Origin of the sequence: Vibrio sp. V39_P1S14PM300, assembly GCF_009904765.1 — a bacterium.
Classification (GTDB): domain Bacteria; phylum Pseudomonadota; class Gammaproteobacteria; order Enterobacterales; family Vibrionaceae; genus Vibrio; species Vibrio proteolyticus.
Map to the genome: position 1 here is coordinate 1 of NZ_WXWP01000264.1, position 18,235 is coordinate 18,235.

The 18,235-nt window shown below is 51.1% G+C and carries 17 protein-coding genes and 1 pseudogene; 7 read left to right on the forward strand and 11 right to left on the reverse strand.

What is annotated here, in order from left to right:
- Positions 1-240 (forward strand): annotated as a pseudogene (locus tag CAG65_RS13570) (IS5/IS1182 family transposase); the annotation flags it as partial.
- Between the two features lie 290 nt (positions 241-530).
- On the opposite strand, the gene CAG65_RS13575 reads toward CAG65_RS13570, so the two are convergent.
- The gene (locus tag CAG65_RS13575; RefSeq protein WP_161453985.1) at positions 531-2,018 is read right to left on the reverse strand and encodes an aldehyde dehydrogenase; all 1,488 of its coding nucleotides are present in this window, start codon (positions 2,016-2,018) and stop codon (positions 531-533) included.
- A 62-nt stretch (positions 2,019-2,080) separates the two neighbouring features.
- Positions 2,081-2,629 (reverse strand): cupin domain-containing protein, encoded by a 549-nt coding sequence (locus CAG65_RS13580; RefSeq protein WP_161453986.1) that lies wholly within the window; start codon positions 2,627-2,629, stop codon positions 2,081-2,083.
- Between the two features lie 233 nt (positions 2,630-2,862).
- On the opposite strand from CAG65_RS13580, the gene CAG65_RS13585 reads away from it, so the two are divergent.
- The 3 genes from CAG65_RS13585 to CAG65_RS13595 are packed head-to-tail and all read left to right on the forward strand — an operon-like array spanning position 2,863 to position 6,442.
- Positions 2,863-4,194 carry an aspartate aminotransferase family protein gene (locus CAG65_RS13585; protein ID WP_161453987.1) on the forward strand — a complete coding sequence of 444 codons (1,332 nt, stop codon included), beginning with the start codon at positions 2,863-2,865 and terminating at the stop codon, positions 4,192-4,194.
- Positions 4,195-4,197: 3 nt separating this feature from the next.
- On the forward strand, positions 4,198-5,694 hold the full coding sequence (locus CAG65_RS13590) for a CoA-acylating methylmalonate-semialdehyde dehydrogenase (protein ID WP_161453988.1): 1,497 nt from the start codon (positions 4,198-4,200) through the stop codon (positions 5,692-5,694).
- A gap of 7 nt (positions 5,695-5,701) precedes the next feature.
- On the forward strand, positions 5,702-6,442 hold the full coding sequence (locus CAG65_RS13595) for a glutamine amidotransferase-related protein (protein WP_161453989.1): 741 nt from the start codon (positions 5,702-5,704) through the stop codon (positions 6,440-6,442).
- 94 nt (positions 6,443-6,536) lie between these two features.
- Here the strand turns inward: CAG65_RS13595 and CAG65_RS13600 are convergent, their stop codons facing one another.
- The gene (locus CAG65_RS13600) at positions 6,537-7,067 is read right to left on the reverse strand and encodes a cytochrome b (protein ID WP_161453990.1); all 531 of its coding nucleotides are present in this window, start codon (positions 7,065-7,067) and stop codon (positions 6,537-6,539) included.
- A gap of 211 nt (positions 7,068-7,278) precedes the next feature.
- Between CAG65_RS13600 and CAG65_RS13605 the strand changes: the two genes are divergently transcribed.
- Complete coding sequence (locus CAG65_RS13605) at positions 7,279-7,596, forward strand: DOPA 4,5-dioxygenase family protein (RefSeq protein ID WP_161453991.1); 318 nt, start codon at positions 7,279-7,281, stop codon at positions 7,594-7,596.
- A 66-nt stretch (positions 7,597-7,662) separates the two neighbouring features.
- On the opposite strand, the gene CAG65_RS13610 is transcribed toward CAG65_RS13605, so the two are convergent.
- Positions 7,663-9,048: an MATE family efflux transporter gene (locus tag CAG65_RS13610; protein WP_161453992.1), complete on the reverse strand. Its 1,386-nt coding sequence runs from the start codon at positions 9,046-9,048 to the stop codon at positions 7,663-7,665.
- 96 nt (positions 9,049-9,144) lie between these two features.
- Between CAG65_RS13610 and CAG65_RS13615 the strand changes: the two genes are divergently transcribed.
- Complete coding sequence (locus CAG65_RS13615; protein ID WP_161453999.1) at positions 9,145-10,008, forward strand: helix-turn-helix domain-containing protein; 864 nt, start codon at positions 9,145-9,147, stop codon at positions 10,006-10,008.
- On the opposite strand, the gene CAG65_RS13620 is transcribed toward CAG65_RS13615, so the two are convergent.
- The 3 genes from CAG65_RS13620 to CAG65_RS13630 form a co-directional block, all read right to left on the reverse strand.
- Complete coding sequence (locus CAG65_RS13620; RefSeq protein ID WP_161453993.1) at positions 10,009-11,787, reverse strand: choice-of-anchor I family protein; 1,779 nt, start codon at positions 11,785-11,787, stop codon at positions 10,009-10,011. It lies immediately after the preceding gene.
- Positions 11,788-11,914: 127 nt separating this feature from the next.
- Positions 11,915-12,343, reverse strand: a complete 429-nt coding sequence (locus CAG65_RS13625) for an acyl-CoA thioesterase (RefSeq protein ID WP_021704725.1) — start codon at positions 12,341-12,343, stop codon at positions 11,915-11,917.
- A 108-nt stretch (positions 12,344-12,451) separates the two neighbouring features.
- On the reverse strand, positions 12,452-13,360 hold the full coding sequence (locus tag CAG65_RS13630) for a diguanylate cyclase domain-containing protein (protein WP_161453994.1): 909 nt from the start codon (positions 13,358-13,360) through the stop codon (positions 12,452-12,454).
- A gap of 129 nt (positions 13,361-13,489) precedes the next feature.
- Here CAG65_RS13630 and CAG65_RS13635 point away from each other — a divergent pair, with 129 nt between their 5' ends.
- Positions 13,490-13,837, forward strand: coding sequence for a HopJ type III effector protein (locus CAG65_RS13635; RefSeq protein ID WP_161453995.1), 348 nt, complete (start codon positions 13,490-13,492; stop codon positions 13,835-13,837).
- 48 nt (positions 13,838-13,885) lie between these two features.
- On the opposite strand, the gene emrD is transcribed toward CAG65_RS13635, so the two are convergent.
- The 4 genes from emrD to CAG65_RS13655 all read right to left on the reverse strand — a co-directional run bounded on the left by emrD (position 13,886) and on the right by CAG65_RS13655 (position 18,122).
- Positions 13,886-15,091, reverse strand: a complete 1,206-nt coding sequence (emrD, locus tag CAG65_RS13640) for a multidrug efflux MFS transporter EmrD (RefSeq protein WP_021704722.1) — start codon at positions 15,089-15,091, stop codon at positions 13,886-13,888.
- 214 nt (positions 15,092-15,305) lie between these two features.
- On the reverse strand, positions 15,306-15,614 hold the full coding sequence (locus CAG65_RS13645) for a cysteine-rich CWC family protein (protein WP_161453996.1): 309 nt from the start codon (positions 15,612-15,614) through the stop codon (positions 15,306-15,308).
- A gap of 73 nt (positions 15,615-15,687) precedes the next feature.
- Positions 15,688-16,743 (reverse strand): GGDEF domain-containing protein, encoded by a 1,056-nt coding sequence (locus tag CAG65_RS13650; protein ID WP_021704720.1) that lies wholly within the window; start codon positions 16,741-16,743, stop codon positions 15,688-15,690.
- Positions 16,744-16,874: 131 nt separating this feature from the next.
- Positions 16,875-18,122, reverse strand: a complete 1,248-nt coding sequence (locus CAG65_RS13655; protein WP_161453997.1) for an SGNH/GDSL hydrolase family protein — start codon at positions 18,120-18,122, stop codon at positions 16,875-16,877.
- Between the last annotated feature and the right edge of the window lie 113 nt (positions 18,123-18,235).

Below are 18,235 nucleotides of genomic sequence, written 5' to 3' on the forward strand. Positions count from 1 at the left end.
CCTAGGAATTTAGCGGTAGGTTGCCAGAAGCTCTACGGCTCCAACAATAAGTGGAAAAAGCGGTACGGCTATCATAAACGCTCACTATCAGAGACTGCAATGTATCGAGTGAAGCAGTTGTTAGGTGGGTGGTTAAGCCTGAGAAACTACAATGCTCAGGTTGGTGAGACTTACGCCATGATTAAAGCGCTGAACAAACTTACAGGGCTTGGTATGCCTAAAACTCAGTATGCTGTATAAGAATTTTTCAATTTCAAGCAGTTGGGTTCTCTGACCGAATTACGCAACAAAGCCGCTTGGAGGTGGAACACTACGCATTTCATTGGTATTTCTGATGCGAGGCGAGGAAAATTGTACTTGGGGCAAGACCTAATACAGACGATACAGCTTGTCTAATTACCATATTTTTTCTAATGAAAACTTTCACTTCAAGAGCCTTAACGCTAACAAGGTTCTGTCCATTTACGAGCCAGCAACGCCCCTGTATGGTTCTCACACAACCATACAGGGGCTTCTTTACACGCGTTGACTTAGTCGAGTTCTATCCAGGTGGACTTGATCTCGGTGTACTTTTCCAGTGCGTGAAGAGATTTATCGCGGCCATTGCCGCTTTGTTTGTAGCCGCCAAATGGCATGGTCATGTCGCCGCCGTCCCAGTTGTTCACAAATACAGTGCCTGCGCGTAGGGCACGTGAACATTTTACTGCGGTTGAAATGTCGGATGTCCAGATCCCGGCAGCGAGGCCATATTCCGTATCGTTGGCGAGCTGGATGGCTTCATCAATCGAATCAAACGTGGTGACACTGAGAACCGGGCCGAAGATCTCTTCGCGGAAGATCCGCATTTGCGGTGTCACGTTGGTGAACAGCGCCGGGCGGATAAAGTAACCGCCGCTTTCTGTTAATACGGCGTCGCCGCCGTAGGCGAGGGTTGCACCGTCCTGTTTGCCAGCTTCAATGTAACTTAATACGCGCTCATATTGCGCCTGATCGACAATCGCGCCGACCCGAGTGCTGTCATTGAGTGGATCGCCCGGTTGCCACTGCTGCATGGCATCGATCACTTTGGCAATAAACGTCTCTTTAATCGAGGAATGCACCAACAGGCGTGAACCGGCGGTGCACACTTCGCCCTGGTTGTAACAGATAGCCGCGGCGGCGGTGGCTGCGGCTTTGTCCATATCTTTTACATCATGGTGGATAATGTGCGGGCTTTTCCCGCCACACTCCATAAAGGCTCGTTTCAGGTTCGATTCTCCGGCGAAGCTGAGTAGCTTTTTACCCACCGAGGTCGAGCCGGTAAAGGTAATGCAATCCACTTCCATATGTAGCGCCAGCGCCTGACCAGCTTCATGGCCAAAACCAGGCAGCACCTGCAAAACTCCATCAGGAATACCCGCCTGACTGGCCAGCTCCGCAAGCAAAATGGCCGTCAGCGGTGATTTTTCAGATGGCTTAATGATCACCGAGTTACCGGTAGCCAGCGCTGGGCCAATTTTCCATGCAGCCATCACGGTCGGGAAATTCCACGGTACAATGGCTGCCACTACACCGAGCGGCTCGCGGGTGACCAGCGCCAAAGCGTCATCGGTAACAGGCGCGACTTCATCGTACATTTTGTCGATCGCTTCTGCGTTCCATTGAATACAACGGGCCGTTGCGGGGGCATCGTAACCAGAAGCGTCCGAGACGGGTTTTCCCATGTCTAAGGACTCAAGCAGCACAAACTTGTCGTGATGCGCGTCAATCAACTGCGCGTATTTGAGCATGATGGTTTTGCGCTCAGCGGGCGGAAGACCGGCCCAAACACGTGATTCGAATGCGTCACGCGCGGCTTGAACTGCACGATCAACATCGGTCTGCTGACAGCGAGCGACCTCAGCCAGCGCTCGCCCGGTCGCGGGGTTAATGATGGTAAAGGTGTCCCCGGACGCCGCGTCGCTCAATGCGCCATTGATAAATGCCTGTGTAGAGAAGGTCAGCGTCTGCGCTTTGTCATGCCATGTCATAGTGTCCATTTTATGTCCCTGTTCCTTTCCTTTGTGGATTAATTGGGGTGGAAGCGGTGTTTCACCTTAAATCAGAAGCTGGCCGGTGAATTAGCGCTAATCAGAACGCAATCCACCTCACCGATATTACGAAAGCGGTGAGGGCGGTTACTGTCAAAATAGTAGCTGTCACCGACATTGAGCAAGGTGACTTCATCACCGACGGTCAGCTCCAGTTGGCCCTCTACGATCACGCCGCACTCCTGGCCTTCGTGCGACAGCATTTCTTCACCTGTATCGGCGCCCGGGCTGAGTGTTTCTCGCAACATACCGATATGGCGATCCTGATGGTAATGGCCCACCTGACGGTAGCTGATTGCACCTCGCCCAATCTCTGGTTGCTCTTCTTTACGCGCGTAAAACTGCTCCGGCTGGTGGTCGTCAACCGAGAAAAACTCCGCCATGGACGACGGTATCTTGCTGAGCAGTTTACTGAGTGACGCAACCGATGGGCTCACCGCATTGTTCTCTATCTGAGAAATAAAGCCGTTGGTGACCCCGGCACGCTTGGCCAGTTCACGTTGTGATAAACCAGCTTGTTCTCTGAGTGCTCTGAACCGGCTTCCGATATCCGCATTCATTAACGTCATCCTCATGAAGTGAATGGTGATTATTAAACTAAACACAAATGTGGTTCAAATTTGCTCAAAAAACCAGTTTGTGTTCATGATTTAATCATTGCACAGCTATTTTTTTCCGTCTATAGTCATTTTTGTTAAATATATTGCAACATCACGTTTACAATTTGCCGTTTAGTCGTAGATGGGTGTTTAGTAAATAAAACATTACAGTAAGCTGATTAAGGAGTGGCAAGATGCCTGGTTCTCATACTTCATCGAGTCTTGAGTCATTTTGGATGCCGTTTACGGCCAATGCTCAGTTCAAATCGACCCCTCGTATGCTGGTCTCCGCACAGGGAATGTATTACACCTCAGACGACAATCGTCAGATCCTCGATGGTACGGCAGGCCTGTGGTGTTGTAACGCAGGTCATGGTCGTCGCGAGATCAGCGAAGCGGTGTCTGCCCAAATTCATCAGCTCGACTTTGCGCCGACTTTCCAGATGGGGCACCCGTTGCCGTTCCTGTTTGCTGAACAACTGGCGGAGATCGCGCCGGCCGGGCTGAATAAAGCCTTTTTTACCAACTCGGGGTCAGAGTCGGTGGATACCGCGCTGAAAATCGCACTGGCGTATCAGCGTGCGATTGGGCAAGGAACTCGTACTCGATTGATTGGCCGAGAGCGCGGTTATCACGGTGTTGGGTTTGGGGGGATTTCCGTTGGTGGTATCGTCAACAACCGCAAAACGTTCGGTTCGTTGCTTACTGGGGTCGATCACCTGCCGCATACGCTGAGTATTGAACACAGCGCCTTTACTAAAGGTTTGCCAGAGTATGATCCGGGCTGGGCTGAAAGCCTGCAGAATATCGTGAACCTGCATGATGCCAGTAACATTGCTGCGGTGATTGTCGAACCGATCGCCGGTTCAACCGGGGTCATCATGCCGCCGAAAGGCTACCTGAAGAAGCTGCGTGACATTTGTACTCAGCACGGCATTTTGCTGATCTTTGATGAAGTGATCACCGGGTTTGGTCGCGTTGGCAGCCCGTTTGCTGCGCAGGAATTTGACGTGAAACCAGACATCATCACCACGGCGAAAGGGTTGACCAACGGCGCGATTCCGATGGGGGCGGTGTTCGTCAGTGAGGAGATCTACGATGCGATGGTTGCTCCGCAAAGCCAGGCGATTGAACTCTTCCACGGTTACACCTACTCGGGTCATCCGGTGGCCGCTGCCGCAGGTCTGGCGACACTCGACATCTATCGCAATGAAAACCTTTACACCCGAGCCTCCGATCTGAGTGACTACTGGGAGCAGGCCGTACACAGCCTGAAAGGGTTGCCTCATGTGAAAGATCTGCGCAACTACGGTCTGATTGCCGGCATCGAGCTGGACAGCATTCCGGGTAAACCGGGCTCTCGCGCGTTTCAGGTGTTTACACGCTGCTTCGAAAAAGGGGCGCTGATCCGCGTGACTGGCGACATTATTGCGCTTTCGCCGCCACTGATTATTGAAAAGCAGCACATTGACGAGCTGTTTAATCTTATCGCCGACGTTTTACAACATATCGAATACAAGGAATAAGTCATGTCGATTCTGGTATCTAATTTTATTAACGGACAACTGACTCATAGCCGCAGTGCGCGGGCCGCGGATCTGTTTAACCCGGCTAACGGCGAACTGCGAGGCCAGGTACAGCTCTCGACAACCGAAGAAGCGCTGGAAGCGGTGGCGGTCGCCAAACAGGCACAAATTGGCTGGCAGGCCACGCCGCCTTTGCAGCGCGCCCGCGTGATGTTCCGCTTCAAAGCTTTGTTGGAAGAACATGCGGATGAGCTAGCGACTCTGATTTCGACCGAGCACGGCAAAGTGCACAGTGATGCTTTGGGTGAGCTGACTCGTGGTCTGGAAGTGGTGGAGTTTGCGTGTGGTATTCCACATCTGCTGAAAGGCGAGCACTCGCTCAATGTCGGACGTGAGATCGACAGCTACTCCATGATGCAGCCAGTGGGCGTGTGTGTTGGCATTACGCCTTTTAACTTCCCGGTGATGGTGCCACTGTGGATGATTCCTATCTCGCTGGCTTGCGGTAACAGCTTTATTCTTAAACCGTCAGAAAAAGATCCGAGTGCATCGCTGATGCTGGCGGATCTGCTCAAGCAAGCCGGGTTGCCAGACGGGGTGTTTAATGTCTTGCAAGGCGACAAAGAAGTGGTGGATGCGCTACTTGAATCTCCGGATGTGGCAGCGGTGAGCTTTGTCGGTTCGACACCAATTGCCGAAGCGATTTACACCAAAGGCTGCGCGAATGGTAAGCGTGTTCAGGCGCTGGGCGGAGCGAAAAACCATCTGGTGGTGATGCCGGACGCGGATTTAGAAGGCGCCACCAACGCGATTATGGGCGCGGCATACGGCGCAGCCGGAGAGCGCTGCATGGCGATTTCGGTCGCAGTGGCGGTCGGTGAAGACACTGCCGACAGACTCGTTGCGGCACTGAAGGAAAAAGTGCAGGCGCTGCGTGTCGGACCTGGGCTTGGCGTGACACCGGAGAACGAAATGGGGCCGCTGGTCAGTGAGCCACACATGAACAAAGTACGTGACTACATTGACTCCGGGATTGAACAGGGAGCCTCTCTGGTTGTAGACGGGCGTGAGATCAACGCCGGGACGCCGGGGTATTTTGTTGGCGGAACGCTGTTTGATCACGTCACGCCGGACATGACGATTTATCAGGAAGAGATTTTTGGACCGGTACTCTCTGTGGTGCGAGCACGCGATTATCAGCATGCGCTTGAACTTATTAACGAACATGAGTTTGGCAACGGTACGGCGATCTTTACGCGTGACGGTGATACTGCTCGCGACTTTACGGAAAAAGTCGAGATCGGCATGGTCGGCGTCAATGTGCCCATCCCGGTTCCAATGGCATTCCACAGCTTTGGTGGCTGGAAGCGCTCCGTGTTTGGCCCGCTTAATGTGCATGGCAATGATGGCGTCCGCTTCTATACTCGTATGAAAACCGTCACGGCACGTTGGCCAAAAGGGCAGAGAGAAAGCGAGTTCGTGATGCCAACCATGAAGTAGGTGACCAATGAAGATAGGAATTCTGACGTGCGGGTATGTGGACCCGCCGTTATCGGACGGATACGGTCAGTATGCGGATATGATTGAGCGTTCGATGTCGGTGGTGAACCAGTCGCTCTCATTCGAAAATTACGATGCCATCAAAGGGGATTTGCCATCGCTGGACGATTGCGATGGCTTCATTCTGACGGGCAGTGTGCACAACGCGTACGATGACGATCCCTGGATCGTCGATCTCGCTGAGTGGATTCGCCGCTGTGAAACACGCAGAAAACCGTTGGTCGGCATCTGTTTTGGTCATCAACTGATTGCCCGGGCGCTGGGTGGAAAAGTGGTTAAATCGGAGAAAGGCTGGGGGCTTGGCAGTTACTCCGTCAATGTGATTGAACAAAAGCGCTGGATGAAACTTGCCATCGACTCAGTTCGGCTCTTAGTCAGTCATCAGGATCAGGTGGTCATCCTGCCGTCTGGCATGCGGGTGATTGCCCACAATGAATTTTGTCCGAATTTCATGTTAGCCAAAGACAATCATATCTTTACAGTGCAAGGCCATCCTGAATTCAGTGTCGATTTTACGGCCAGACTGGTTGAAAAACGTAAGTCGATCATTTCTGACAGCCATTATCGCAGTGCTTATGAGGAACTCGATAAAACACAGGATTCGGCGTTAATCTGTCACTGGATTGACGAGTTTTTTGTCTACAACCAACAGCATCAGGACGAAAATCGCTATTCTCAATTGGGGTAGGCAACGTTGGTTGTCGATGAACCGTGCTCAGTTAAACGTAATAAAGCCCATCACTGATGGGCTTTATTTTTATGAGAAAACGAGATGAGTCCGGTCACTTGCCGACGATTCGTCGCATGGTGGCGTCTTTATCGATGTAATGATGTTTGAGTGCGCCGGCAACGTGCAAAACCAGCGCAATGACAATGATGTTGACTGTGGCGTGATGCACCGCGCTGCCCGCTTCTTGCAACCAGGGCAGCTTTTCTCCGGCGGTGATAACTTCCCAGCCGAACACTTCGATGGCGCGTCCGCCGGCGCGACTCATGATGATCCCGGACAGTGGCATCATCAGCGTGACTAAGATGAGAACAACGTGGATCAAATGGGCCAGTTTCTCTTGCCATGCCGGGAGAGTTGAAAGCGGTTTAATCCGGCCTTCTTTTATACGCCAGCCCAGTCTGAATAGCGCGAGTAACAAGACGGTGGCACCCAGCGATTTGTGCAGAGCGACCCATTCTCCTTTTTCCGGCCCGCGGGGCAGTTCAGACATATACAAGCCGATGGAAAAAACGGTCAGAAAAGCGATGGCTGTCAGCCAGTGAAGGCTAACGGTTTGCCAGGACAGCGAGCGCGAATCACTCATGATCATCTCCTTATGATGACAACCCTGTTCAAAAGTACGCCTATTATGCATCTGGTTTAAAGGCATAACTATGAGGGCACACAAAAAATTTGCATGAATAGTGTGCAAACGACGTGAGTTCTAAAAATTTGAACGAGTTGTCCGGGCTGTGTGACTGTTTAATTGCGAGAAGGCAGGTAAACTAAGCCTCATAGAAGAAAGAGGAACGAACATGTATCACTTCCATGTCTATTTTGCGTTAAATAATGTGGCTGCCGCTGAGGAGTTGCATCAAAAAATTCGTCAGACACAGGCGGACAAAATCGAACGTATCTACCCGTTGGTTGAGCGTTTGGTTGGCCCGCACAAAATGCCAATGTTTGAGATTCATGTGGCGGATATCAATAACGGATTTGCTGACTGGCTGGATGCCCAGCGTGGCGATCTGTCCGTGCTGATGCACCCGGTAACGGGCAATGACCTGAAAGATCATACCGAAGGCGCCGCGTGGCTTGGGCGTGAGCTGGGTGTGTTTGAAGAGAAGCTCTGAGTGTAAGCATTAAGAAGGCGTCCGCGAGCGGCGCCTTGATTCAATTTTCGCTGGTATTGCCGCCTATTAAGCTGGCGTTGTTTCCGGCTCTTCAACCAGATTGTTGATCCATTTTTTCGATCGGACGCGTTGGGTTGTCAGGCCGATCTTGACCACTTCCTCCAGCAGAATCACCATCATGACCCAATGCAACGGCCAACCCAGTACCAGCCCGGTATAATACGCCAGCGGGATCCCGATAGCCCACTGACCGAACAAATCGATAAAGATACTGTAATTGAGGTCTCCGCCACTTTTCAGCACACCGCCGATGCCGACCATGTTGAACACTTTCAGCACCATACCAAAAGCCATCACCAAACAGACTTTGACGGCCAGATCATCATGGCTGATTGAGCTTTTGCTGAGCAGATAAGCGATGAGGGGCTCGGCTGCCAGGCAGGCGAGGGCGAGCAATAACGCCAGCGTACAACTGATCAGCACATACCACCAGGCTGTGTCCTCGACACGGCGATAGTTTTGCGCGCCGATTTCATTGCCGAGAATAATCGATGCCGCTACGGCAAAGCCGAGAAAAGCTGAAATCAATACGCCTTCAATCGGTGCCAGTAATGAAATGATGGCCAGTTCGCTGACACCGAGCTGCCCGACAATCACGTTGTAAACCATAATGCCAGCTGCCCAGCCGGTGTCATGGATGATCAGCGGTGTTGCCAGTTTGATGTAACGCTTGCGGTGTGGTTTGAGATGGCATTCTGCCCAGCTTGTTTTATCCGGGAACAGGTGCGGATAGCGTTTATACGCCACATAAAACAGTGCGATGGTTTGTGCAATCCTCGAAAGGGTTGACCCCAGTGCGGCGCCAGCGACGCCAAGCTCCGGAAAACCAAACAGGCCAAAGATAAGCAGAGCGTTTAGCAAGGCGTTAAGAAGCACCGCGAAAATACTGATACGCGTCGGTAAGGCGGCCTGGCCAACCGAACGCAGCGCGCACTCCAAAGGAATGACTAATGCAGAGCACAACAAACTCATTCCTGTGAGCAGCAGGTAATCGCTGGCCAGAGGCAGATATTGAGTATCGTTAGAAATCAGCGAAACGACATAATCCGGTTTAAACGTATACCAAAGCGCGAACGGTATAGTAATGACAATCGCAAGTACCCAAGATTGTGCCAGCGTGCGACGAATGCCTGCAAAGTTACCAGCGCCAAAATATTGCGAAGCCAGTACGCTGACTGCGCCGCTGACACCGAAAATCACAATGATGTTGAAGAAAAAGATCCGGTTTCCGACGCCCACTGCTGCGGTCGCATGTTCGCCAAGTTGGCTGACCATAAAGATGTCAACCACACCCAAAAGTGAAAACAGCATCGATTGCAGAGAAACAGGCAGACCAATTTTCAACAGTTTTTGCCAAAACGGTTTGTCGAGATGATGAACTGACGAGAGCATCGCAAACTTCCCAATAAAATTATGCAATGAGTTTAATCTCATGTGGGGGATAAAGTATTCTCTCTTTCCATCAAAAACTTTTGTCAAACTATCATGATTGCAGAGAAACAAGAGCGGTTTCAGATCTCAGAGCAGACTCATCATGAGTTTATTGACCATGCTCAGATACTGGCGCTGGCTGAGCTTGGCATCGCACAATGCGGTCTGGCGACGGCGCGAGATATGTTCTCGGTGTATCGAAAACACCAGCAAAAACACATGCTACTTTACACTGTAAAAGGTAAGGGCTGGCTGCAGTCTGGCGCATCACGCTACGTACTGGAACCTGGCTCTTTGATTTATGTCCCAGCCAAGACAGAAAATGGCTTTGGTATCGAGCAGGAAGAGTGGCAGTTGGCGTGGTTGTTCTTAGAGCCTGGCGTTACAACCGGGCCGACATTGGGGAATGAAGTGGTGTATCGATTAACCCCCACTGCGGAGCCGACCTATGCTGCGGTATTGAGTTTAGTTCGCGCGGCGAATCTGCCCTCATCGCTCAGGGAAGCTGTGGCCCGCCATGCGGTGGGGCAGCTCAAACTGCTGATGCATGCGGCCGGGGAAAGTGACGTGCCGCGTGTGGTGCAACGATTACGTCGGGTATTTGATACTGCGCAGCGTCAGTTGCACAAAGACTGGAGTATTGAACAGCTCGCTCAACGCTACCCCTGTTCAGCACCGCACTTTCATCGGCTGTGTCTAACGCACTTTGGTCATGGCCCTAAAAGCCATTTGACCAAAATGCGAATGGAGTACGCAGCACGTTTGCTGACTACCACCGAGTGGCCCATTCAGCATATTGGTGAAATGGTCGGTTATCCGAATGCGGCGAATTTCAGTACGGGGTTCAAACGTTGGCATGGTTTGACGCCGAGGAGTTTTCGCCAGACCAACAACGGCCGGTTGCCCGGCCGCTCGTGGTGATCAGAACCTGATTTGATAGACAGAGGTTGTCCCGCTGACCTCATTGCCAACCGCAAGGAAGTGCAATCCATGACGAACGAAGTGTTTGATCGACTCCGGGCCTAAATCGCCAGCCGCCGGGTTGTAGATATCATCTGCGCAATCTCCGTCTTTGACCGTCATACAGACCTTTTCGGCAAAATGACGAGGGTTGGTATAGCTGATGAACCGCGCGCGCGTTGGGTTGGTTATCTCATACACCATAATGCCCCCCTGACGCTCTAGGCCAATAAACGCATAGTGTCGGTTATCAATCGTGGCGACTTCAATCGCTTCTGGTTCAGATCCTTTATCATCACTGCGATCATCTGCGCTGATGTTGTTGTCATTAGTGCTGTTGAAGTGGGCACGATCTTGCTCCAATACGATGCGGGCAAATTGGTCGCCGCTGTCGAACATGCGCGTTCCGTCTTCACGCCAGATTGAAAAAGAGCGGGCACCAAAAGCTTGCACGACATCTTCCGCGCCAAGTTGGGTTGCGGGTTTGATGACTTTGAGGCGAGCCAGGTGTTGATTGTCTTGTAGCGCCGCCTTCAATGGATGAGCGTCATCGACTTTCAGCTTCTTACCGCGGACTTCGTCACTGTAGGCAATACAAAAGTCTTTTTCTGTACGGTATGCTGAAGTGCCGGTTAAGTCATCACCGTCCCATTCAAAACCTTGTGCTTCACACTGCTGTTGAGTGGTATTTACACCATACTCACGGCCGTCACCTTCGTTTGCCGTGACGATGTAACTTATTCCATTGACACGGTAAGTGGCGATAGAGTCAGGCATATAAAGCCCCACCAGTTGAGGATAGCTGTGCAGGTTGCCAGTCTTTTTGTCTTTATTTGAGGCATCGAGAGTGGCTGTCTCCCAAGACTTACCACCGAGCCCGTAAATAGCGTCAACGCGAGCTGAGCCGACGTCGATTTTAGCCATTGCGTTGTTTTCCTGCAGCGCAACAAACAATTTTCCGGCCTGATCAAAGCTTAGGTATTCCGGCTCGAGATCTTGGGCCACACTGGCTCCGGGGGCGGAAATACGAACCGAGTCGCTCAGCTCTGCCGCGCGTTGTTCGTCTGTATTGAAGTCACGAAAGTCAATTTGGGTGACTTTGGCATCCAGCGGACCATCGTATAAATCGATCAGCGTAACGCTGCCTTCTGGATCTCTCGTGTAGTCACTGTTGGGCTCACCCTCATTGGCGGCCGCAATGTAACGACCATCTTTGGAAAAGGCGACCATATCTGGCAGGGCACCTGCTGGATACGTGGTGATGAGTGAACGGTCGTCAGAGCGATACAGAGCTATAATGCCGTTGGCTTGCTTGTCGCCGTTTTCAATTGCGACGGCGATGAGCCCGTGATGCGTCGCGACACTGTTTGCGGCGCCGATGCGGGTGCCGGAATGACGCGCTGCTGATTGCAAGTCGATGTCACCCTCTTTGTCAGGGCGGCCAGTGGCGTCCAGGTTCAGTACATCCACCCGTTTTGCCTGTGCGTTCACGACGTATAATTTATCGCTACACGTGTCGTAACTGACAATTTCTGCTGCGGAGGTGGCAAATTTGCTGTTGGCCACCGAGGTGCCCAGTAAGCGAAGTCCTGTAATACCGCTTAGTTGCTGGCGGGGTTGCTGGGGCGCTTGACACTGGATGTTGAGCTGGCTGACAGGGTCAACAGGGGCTGTCGTACAGCCGAGAAGCGTGCTGGCACACAGTGCTGCTAGCAGAGATGGTTTAAAAACGGAACGCATATATCCTCCATGACAAATTGGTTAAAAACCATAGTCTTGAAAGATGACAGTTACGTGCAGGTTGTATTAAGCCTTTGTTTCACAAAGAGCCGAAAGCCGGCAGCAAGGCCGGCTGAATAACATGAAATCAGGTATTGGACTCGGTTGCGGATATGGCGTTACGCAGGCGTTCAGGCACTCTGGCTTTTTGCTGCTTTTTAAAATCAAACATCACAACGGTCGCTTCACCGACGGTGGTGACTTTCCCCAGTTTTTTGCTGACGATTTGGTATTCCATCGTGAAACGATCTTCCTCAATAGCGGTCACCCGAGAGCCAACCAGCAAAGTGTCGGGGTAGGTGACTGGCAGTTTGTAACGGCATTGGGTTTCACTCAACACCGGGCCAATCCCTGTGGTGGCCATCTCTTCCATCAGTTCCAGTCCGGCAAAGTAATCAAGGCGCGCGGTTTCAAAATAGCGGAAATAGACGACGTTGTTGACGTGATTGAGCGCATCCATTTCGCCCCAGGCGACCGGGATTTCAGTGATGATCGGGTAATCTTGTAATAATTCCATAACTCAGTCCGTGTTATCGACAGGTAAATCTCTACTCTAAATGAGCTTTACATTTATGCAACATAGTAGAGTAGAAACTTTAATCAGGATCACCCGCAGAAACGTGGATTAGGCGGAGTCGTTTCGAGCAGTTTCAAGCAGTTCATCCAGTGTGGGCTTGCTAAAGCAGTCGGTGATGTGCATGCCAATGGTCAGATCGCTCAGGCTGATGTCTTCGGTGCCGGTGACCATGTCCAGATAATCTTTATGGACGCGCTGCGCCAGTTGGTTCAGTTCACGGCGGGTGTTGAGCAACGATACAATAGCGAACGAGTGATCATGCAAACGCCCGATGATATCGGCTTCTCGACACACTTTGTGCATGACTTCGGCCAGTGTTTCGACGCATTGCTGGGCTTTGTCTGCGCCATACGCGCTGATCACTTCGTCAATACGGCTAATGTCGATTGATAAAACGCCGATGGAAAGTTGAGTGCGTGGTGCGTCTTTAATTTTTTGCTCGGCCAGCAACGTAAATCCACCCCGGTTGAGCACATCTGTCTGTGTGTCTTTCACATTCAGAGCGAGTGAGCCTTGGATCTGGTCGGTAATCGTCAGGTCTTTTCCGAGCGAGCGGGCAAACTGCGCGACTAACGCGGTGGTTTCAGCTTCAGACGCCGGTGCTTCTTGCAAAGCCACGCACAAAATGCCAAAAGATTTTCCACCGGAAAAGGTAATCGACTGAGCGATAAACCACTTAAAAGGCAGCTCTGCTGTTTCAGCGCAAAGTGGCGCGTCGACATCCAGCGTACGATGGACAAGATCATGCATGGCACTGCCAACAACGGCTTGCTGTGGAATAAAGTATTCTGAATGAGAAGCGGCCAGCATAACGTTATGTCCGTTGTGATCAGAACGGATAATCGCGGCATTGGAAGTGTGGCTTAGCCGTGCGACCAGGTCGACGATGTGTTGCCAGTCAGAGATGTTGTCAGCGTGCAGCTGCGGATGGGTTAAACACTGCTGTGTGTCAATCATAAAGAGCGACCTACCTTTATTCTGCTTCTATAAATATAGGATCCTAATCGAAATAGGCGAGCCTATCCTCGACGGAAAATATGAGCTATTGTCTTAGTCCACCCAATCAACAAGTGAAAAGAGCGACATATGGATTTGAATGCATTTGTTCAACTGATCAAACAGGACCCTGAAAACGTTGAATTTGAACAAACTATGGCTGTTATTGATGCGCATTACGAGTTTACGCCAACTGCGTTTATCAATGGTGATACCCGAAACGATGAAAACCAGAATAATGGCTCCTGCAAAGTGTTCGCGTTCGCATTGCTGAACGAATTGGCTCAGGATGAAACACTGGCCTGCTTTGGTCGTTATTACCGTCAGGATGTGTTGAGTAATCCGGTCGGAGACGACCACCAGAATATTCGCAATTTTATGAAGCATGGCTGGAGTGGTGTTCAGTTCGAAACACCGGCGCTACGCAACCGAGCCTGACCAAGCATCGACAACAAAAAAGGGAGGTTAGCACCTCCCTTTGTTTTTTTATACAGCCAATGGCATTTCGTTTGATGGGTCGTGTTTGTTGAACACACGATGCAGACCAAGCATGGCGAATACCGACATCACCAACATCAGTACGCCAAGGGGCAACTGACTGTGGGCGGGAACGGCAGACGCAATCAGCGTGGCGATACCCGCGCCCAGGTTTTGCATGCCGCCCAGAATCGCGCCACCGGTGCCAGCGTGGTACGGCAGTGGTGCCAGTGCACCTGTGGTGGCTGCAGGGAAAAGTATACCCGCGCCCAGAAAATAGACTGTCGCACCACCGACTAAGGTCAGAGCTGTAGTTTCACCAAATAGCCCTGGCACCATGACGATGACGGAACCCAGTACAATCGCAACAATTCCCACATTCAAGGCCAACTTTTCAGAGCGGCGTTGAGCGATCACACTGGAAAGGGCTGCACCCACCAGGTAGCCAGGAATCGGTAAGACGAACAACAGGCTGACTGTGGTGGCTGGCAGTTGCAACACACCGCCCAGCAACACACCCGCTGCGGCTTCAAAAACCGCCACTCCGGCAAAAGTTGCCACCAGGCAGATCAGGTACCCCTGAAAACGTTTGTCGGATAACACATATTTATAGCTGTGAGTGACCGACTCGTGTTTACGACGCTCTTTTGGCAAGGTCTCCATCATGCTGGTCATCATGGTGATCACCACGGCGATACCAAACAAGGCCAGGAACATATAGCTGGAGCGCCAGCCGAAGGCTTCGGTCAGGTAGCCACCCAAAACCGGTGCGATTAAGGGTGAGAAAATCACACACATGCTGATCAGACTGTTGGCACGGTGAAGCTCTGCACCACTGAAGCAGTCGCGCGTCAGCGTACGAGACATCGCACCACCACAACCAATGCCCAAGCCTTGAATAAAGCTACCCGCCAGGAACCATTCATACTGGTGCGCAAACAATGCGACGATGGTACCGACAATATAAATCAGCAAACCCACGACGATAATAGGCTTGCGGCCCAATCTGTCTGACAATGTCCCATAGACGAATTGTGACAAACCGTATGGGATCAAATAGCACGCCATGACTGCCTGCAAAGAAGCAGGGGACACCAAAAACTCGCCAGCCATGTGACCGATAGACGGAACGTACATGGTCTGAGTCATCTGACCGACTGCGGTCAGAATCGCGATAAGAAACGTCAATTTCACCAAAGGAAATGAAGCAGACATCTTTTATCTCCACTAAAAATCAGAACAAACGAAGCCTTAGCCGACCTGAAACAGCTCGGCTAATAATAAGAAAAAATACGGGTCTTTCTGACGCAGGATATTAGTGCCGCTCAGGCGGTTAAGCAATCAAAAAATGTGATCTGACGCAAGATAAAAATCTATCTTTAGGATTAGATAAATTAATGCATTATTTGTTTGTATGGATGGAATTTAGTTATTCAATCGGCAGTGATGTCAGACACTTGCGGCACAAGCATTGATCGTTATTTTCCATAGATGAAGTATCACGCTGTTCTAGTTCGAAACACCAGCAGTGATTTTTACCAGCGGCGATATCACACTGAGCATTTTGCCCACAGGAAGGGCACTGATGGGTGGTGATTTTTCCTTGCAGCGAATCGATGATGGTCTCGCGTTGATCGTCGGAGAGGTGGCGCCACTGAATGATTTCTTCCATGGTTCGGTTGCAGCCAAGGCAGATGCCCCCCTGATTTTTACAAGCAGCGATACAAGGTGATTTCATAGCAGTTTCGTGGATTCGGACTTTGCCGCGCACTATACCTCAGTTCGGCGAGCCTTTCACGGCCTCTGTGTGGCTACTGGAGATTATCCGAGCCGGAGTAGCTCAGCGCCACTACTTGATGAATGCCATCGACCGTAATGGCATCGCGTCCAGAGCGCTTTGAGGTATACAGTGCCATGTCGGCGCGTTTCATCCAGAGTTTCCCGTTTTCCTCAGACTGACACTCAGCAACCCCGACACTGACGGTCACAACCACATTACAGGGGTAGGTGTGCTGACGGATTTGCGCGCAAAGCGAGCGCAAATGGCGATGGGCGACTTCCAGCGGATAGCCGCACATCAATAACATGAACTCATCTCCTCCGACCCGAAACAGCTTGACGCTGTCGTTGCTGAATTCGTTTTTCATCAATTGGGTGATCCGCTGAATCACCTGATCGCCGACATCGTGACCGAAGTTGTCATTAATCTGTTTGAAGTTGTCGATGTCGAGGATGGCAATCGTTGATGGAACCGCCTGGTTTTTCTCTTCCAGTGCCATGGTGAGGAAGTTGTCGAGTTGCCGGCGGTTGAGCGTGCCGGTGACCGGGTCGTGAGTCGACAAATAGCGCAGCTTGCTCTGCAGGGCGCGGACGGCTTCAACGACAATCTGGCTGATGGAACCGCAGACCAGCAGCGCCACGGTAAAGCGAAGCGTTTCTGAGAGTTCCTGATGTGCGTACGCTGCCAGTGAACAACCGAGCAATATCGTGACGTTTGCAATAATGGACACGGGTGAGGCGATAAGAAACGCGATGGTGGTGACGACGGGAAATGCCCAGTAAGTTGCGAGTGTGCCGAATATCACCACCGCAAGAACAATGTTAAAGACGATCAGCGCGAGTGGAACCATATAGCGCCACGGGTGCGCTTTGCCATTAAGCGTAAAATAGACTTCGGCCAGAAGGGCACATTCGAAAAGTAACAGCGTGGTGGCAATAACACTTTGGCCGATCAGATAGTTTTTGATCGCCAGAACAACAAAGATAACCGCGGTGAGGGCAGAAATGAGTTTGAGTACGTGGGGTTGATTTTCGGAATCAAAGATACCGGTGAACACTGCTCGTGGATCTTTGAACGCATTCTTCATGGGCGGCCCGCCGATATTATTTTGTACGTCGTTGTTCCTTTAAAGCTAACTGCAAACTGACTTGAATGCAAAATTTCGGGGCGATATTGACACAGAGGCAGAGCCAACGCTCTGCCTCTGAACCGAACCGATTATGGCTGGATATTAAAGGTGGCGATCACCGGTGGGTACATCTGAGTGGCGATGTAGTTATGCGTTGCGGTTGTCGGGTGCGTTACGCCCCAGAACACGTATTTGTCTGAGCCGTGGTAGGCACATTCATCCGTAAAACTGTGGCTGTACAGATAGTCTTGGGCTGAACTGCGGTTGATGTCCAGGCAGGCATCTTTCGCATTAGCAAAGCCGTGTTCTTCTGGTTTAGTGGTGATTTGCTGGAACAGGCTGTGAGTATCAAACAAGACCAGATTGATGCCTTGATCCTGATAACGCTGAGCTTCTTCTTTTATGAACTCATTGAACTCGAGGATCTTCGCCCGCACTTTCTCGATTTCTTCCTGACTGGAGTACTTAAACTGAGGCGCACGCGTCGCGTCTGGCAGTGTCATTAACAACACGTTTTTCGCACCAGAGGCAACCAGGCGCTGCATGGCATTGCTGTAGTCCGCTTTTACGTCTGGCACGCTGCGGTTGTAGTTCATGAAATCATTCAGACCAAACTCCAGCGTAAACAGGGTGTTGGCCGGGTTGTAGTTCTGTGCCAGTTGCATGTACTCAAGATAAGACGTGACCTGTTCAGTTACCCCTGTCAGAGCAACATACTGGTTTGAACCTGCCGCGCCGCCGACTGCCCAGTTGTAAAGGGGCAGGTTAAGGCTGTTAGACAAGTACTCTGTCCAGACCAGACCGTTCGAGAAATGGCCGAGGAACCAGGAGTTACGGTTCGGGAATACCCACTGTGATGCGTTAAACAGGTTTCCGGTGTCTGACAAGCTGTCGCCAAAAGCAACGACTTTGTTGATTGCATTAGCTGAACCCTGGTCATTACTCCAGATAGTGTGGTTGTACGAAAGGCGATTATCGGCAGCAAAGAACAGGATGTCTGCGGTGTCATGCGTGACGTTGAGTGTATCTTCACAACGTTGCTGGATCTCAGACTGTGGTGTGCTGGTGTAGAACATGTTCTTAAATGACCACGAAGACCACCAGTAACCATTCAGTTTGTAGTAGTCTCCGTTGGCATCCAGTGCCCATTCCCATTCGGTCGCAGGATCGTCGTGAGATTGAGAAGGACGATACCAACAGCGTACATAAGTGTAGGTGTTGGCGGTTTGCACCATTTGCACCTGAGCAGCCGTCAGTGGTTGAGGTTCAGACTGAACTTCACCAGTTTGAGCGAATGCGCTCAAAGGCAACATAGCGAGTAAGAGAGATTTTTTCATAATTATCCACTTATTGTTAGAACAGAACTGACCTATAAATGAAACTTATATATAAAGTCAAAGTTGTCTCTGGTTTGCTTATTTCTAATTGGTATGAAGATCAAATAATTGTA

What these genes read in the sequence shown, in the direction of transcription:
- CAG65_RS13575 (WP_161453985.1), bottom strand. Translation starts at nt 2,018, where the DNA reads ATGGACACTATGACATGGCATGACAAAGCGCAGACGCTGACCTTCTCT.
- CAG65_RS13580 (WP_161453986.1), bottom strand. Translation starts at nt 2,629, where the DNA reads ATGAATGCGGATATCGGAAGCCGGTTCAGAGCACTCAGAGAACAAGCT.
- CAG65_RS13585 (WP_161453987.1), top strand. Translation starts at nt 2,863, where the DNA reads ATGCCTGGTTCTCATACTTCATCGAGTCTTGAGTCATTTTGGATGCCG.
- CAG65_RS13590 (WP_161453988.1), top strand. Translation starts at nt 4,198, where the DNA reads ATGTCGATTCTGGTATCTAATTTTATTAACGGACAACTGACTCATAGC.
- CAG65_RS13595 (WP_161453989.1), top strand. Translation starts at nt 5,702, where the DNA reads ATGAAGATAGGAATTCTGACGTGCGGGTATGTGGACCCGCCGTTATCG.
- CAG65_RS13600 (WP_161453990.1), bottom strand. Translation starts at nt 7,067, where the DNA reads ATGAGTGATTCGCGCTCGCTGTCCTGGCAAACCGTTAGCCTTCACTGG.
- CAG65_RS13605 (WP_161453991.1), top strand. Translation starts at nt 7,279, where the DNA reads ATGTATCACTTCCATGTCTATTTTGCGTTAAATAATGTGGCTGCCGCT.
- CAG65_RS13610 (WP_161453992.1), bottom strand. Translation starts at nt 9,048, where the DNA reads ATGCTCTCGTCAGTTCATCATCTCGACAAACCGTTTTGGCAAAAACTG.
- CAG65_RS13620 (WP_161453993.1), bottom strand. Translation starts at nt 11,787, where the DNA reads ATGCGTTCCGTTTTTAAACCATCTCTGCTAGCAGCACTGTGTGCCAGC.
- CAG65_RS13625 (WP_021704725.1), bottom strand. Translation starts at nt 12,343, where the DNA reads ATGGAATTATTACAAGATTACCCGATCATCACTGAAATCCCGGTCGCC.
- CAG65_RS13630 (WP_161453994.1), bottom strand. Translation starts at nt 13,360, where the DNA reads ATGATTGACACACAGCAGTGTTTAACCCATCCGCAGCTGCACGCTGAC.
- CAG65_RS13635 (WP_161453995.1), top strand. Translation starts at nt 13,490, where the DNA reads ATGGATTTGAATGCATTTGTTCAACTGATCAAACAGGACCCTGAAAAC.
- emrD (WP_021704722.1), bottom strand. Translation starts at nt 15,091, where the DNA reads ATGTCTGCTTCATTTCCTTTGGTGAAATTGACGTTTCTTATCGCGATT.
- CAG65_RS13645 (WP_161453996.1), bottom strand. Translation starts at nt 15,614, where the DNA reads ATGAAATCACCTTGTATCGCTGCTTGTAAAAATCAGGGGGGCATCTGC.
- CAG65_RS13650 (WP_021704720.1), bottom strand. Translation starts at nt 16,743, where the DNA reads ATGAAGAATGCGTTCAAAGATCCACGAGCAGTGTTCACCGGTATCTTT.
- CAG65_RS13655 (WP_161453997.1), bottom strand. Translation starts at nt 18,122, where the DNA reads ATGAAAAAATCTCTCTTACTCGCTATGTTGCCTTTGAGCGCATTCGCT.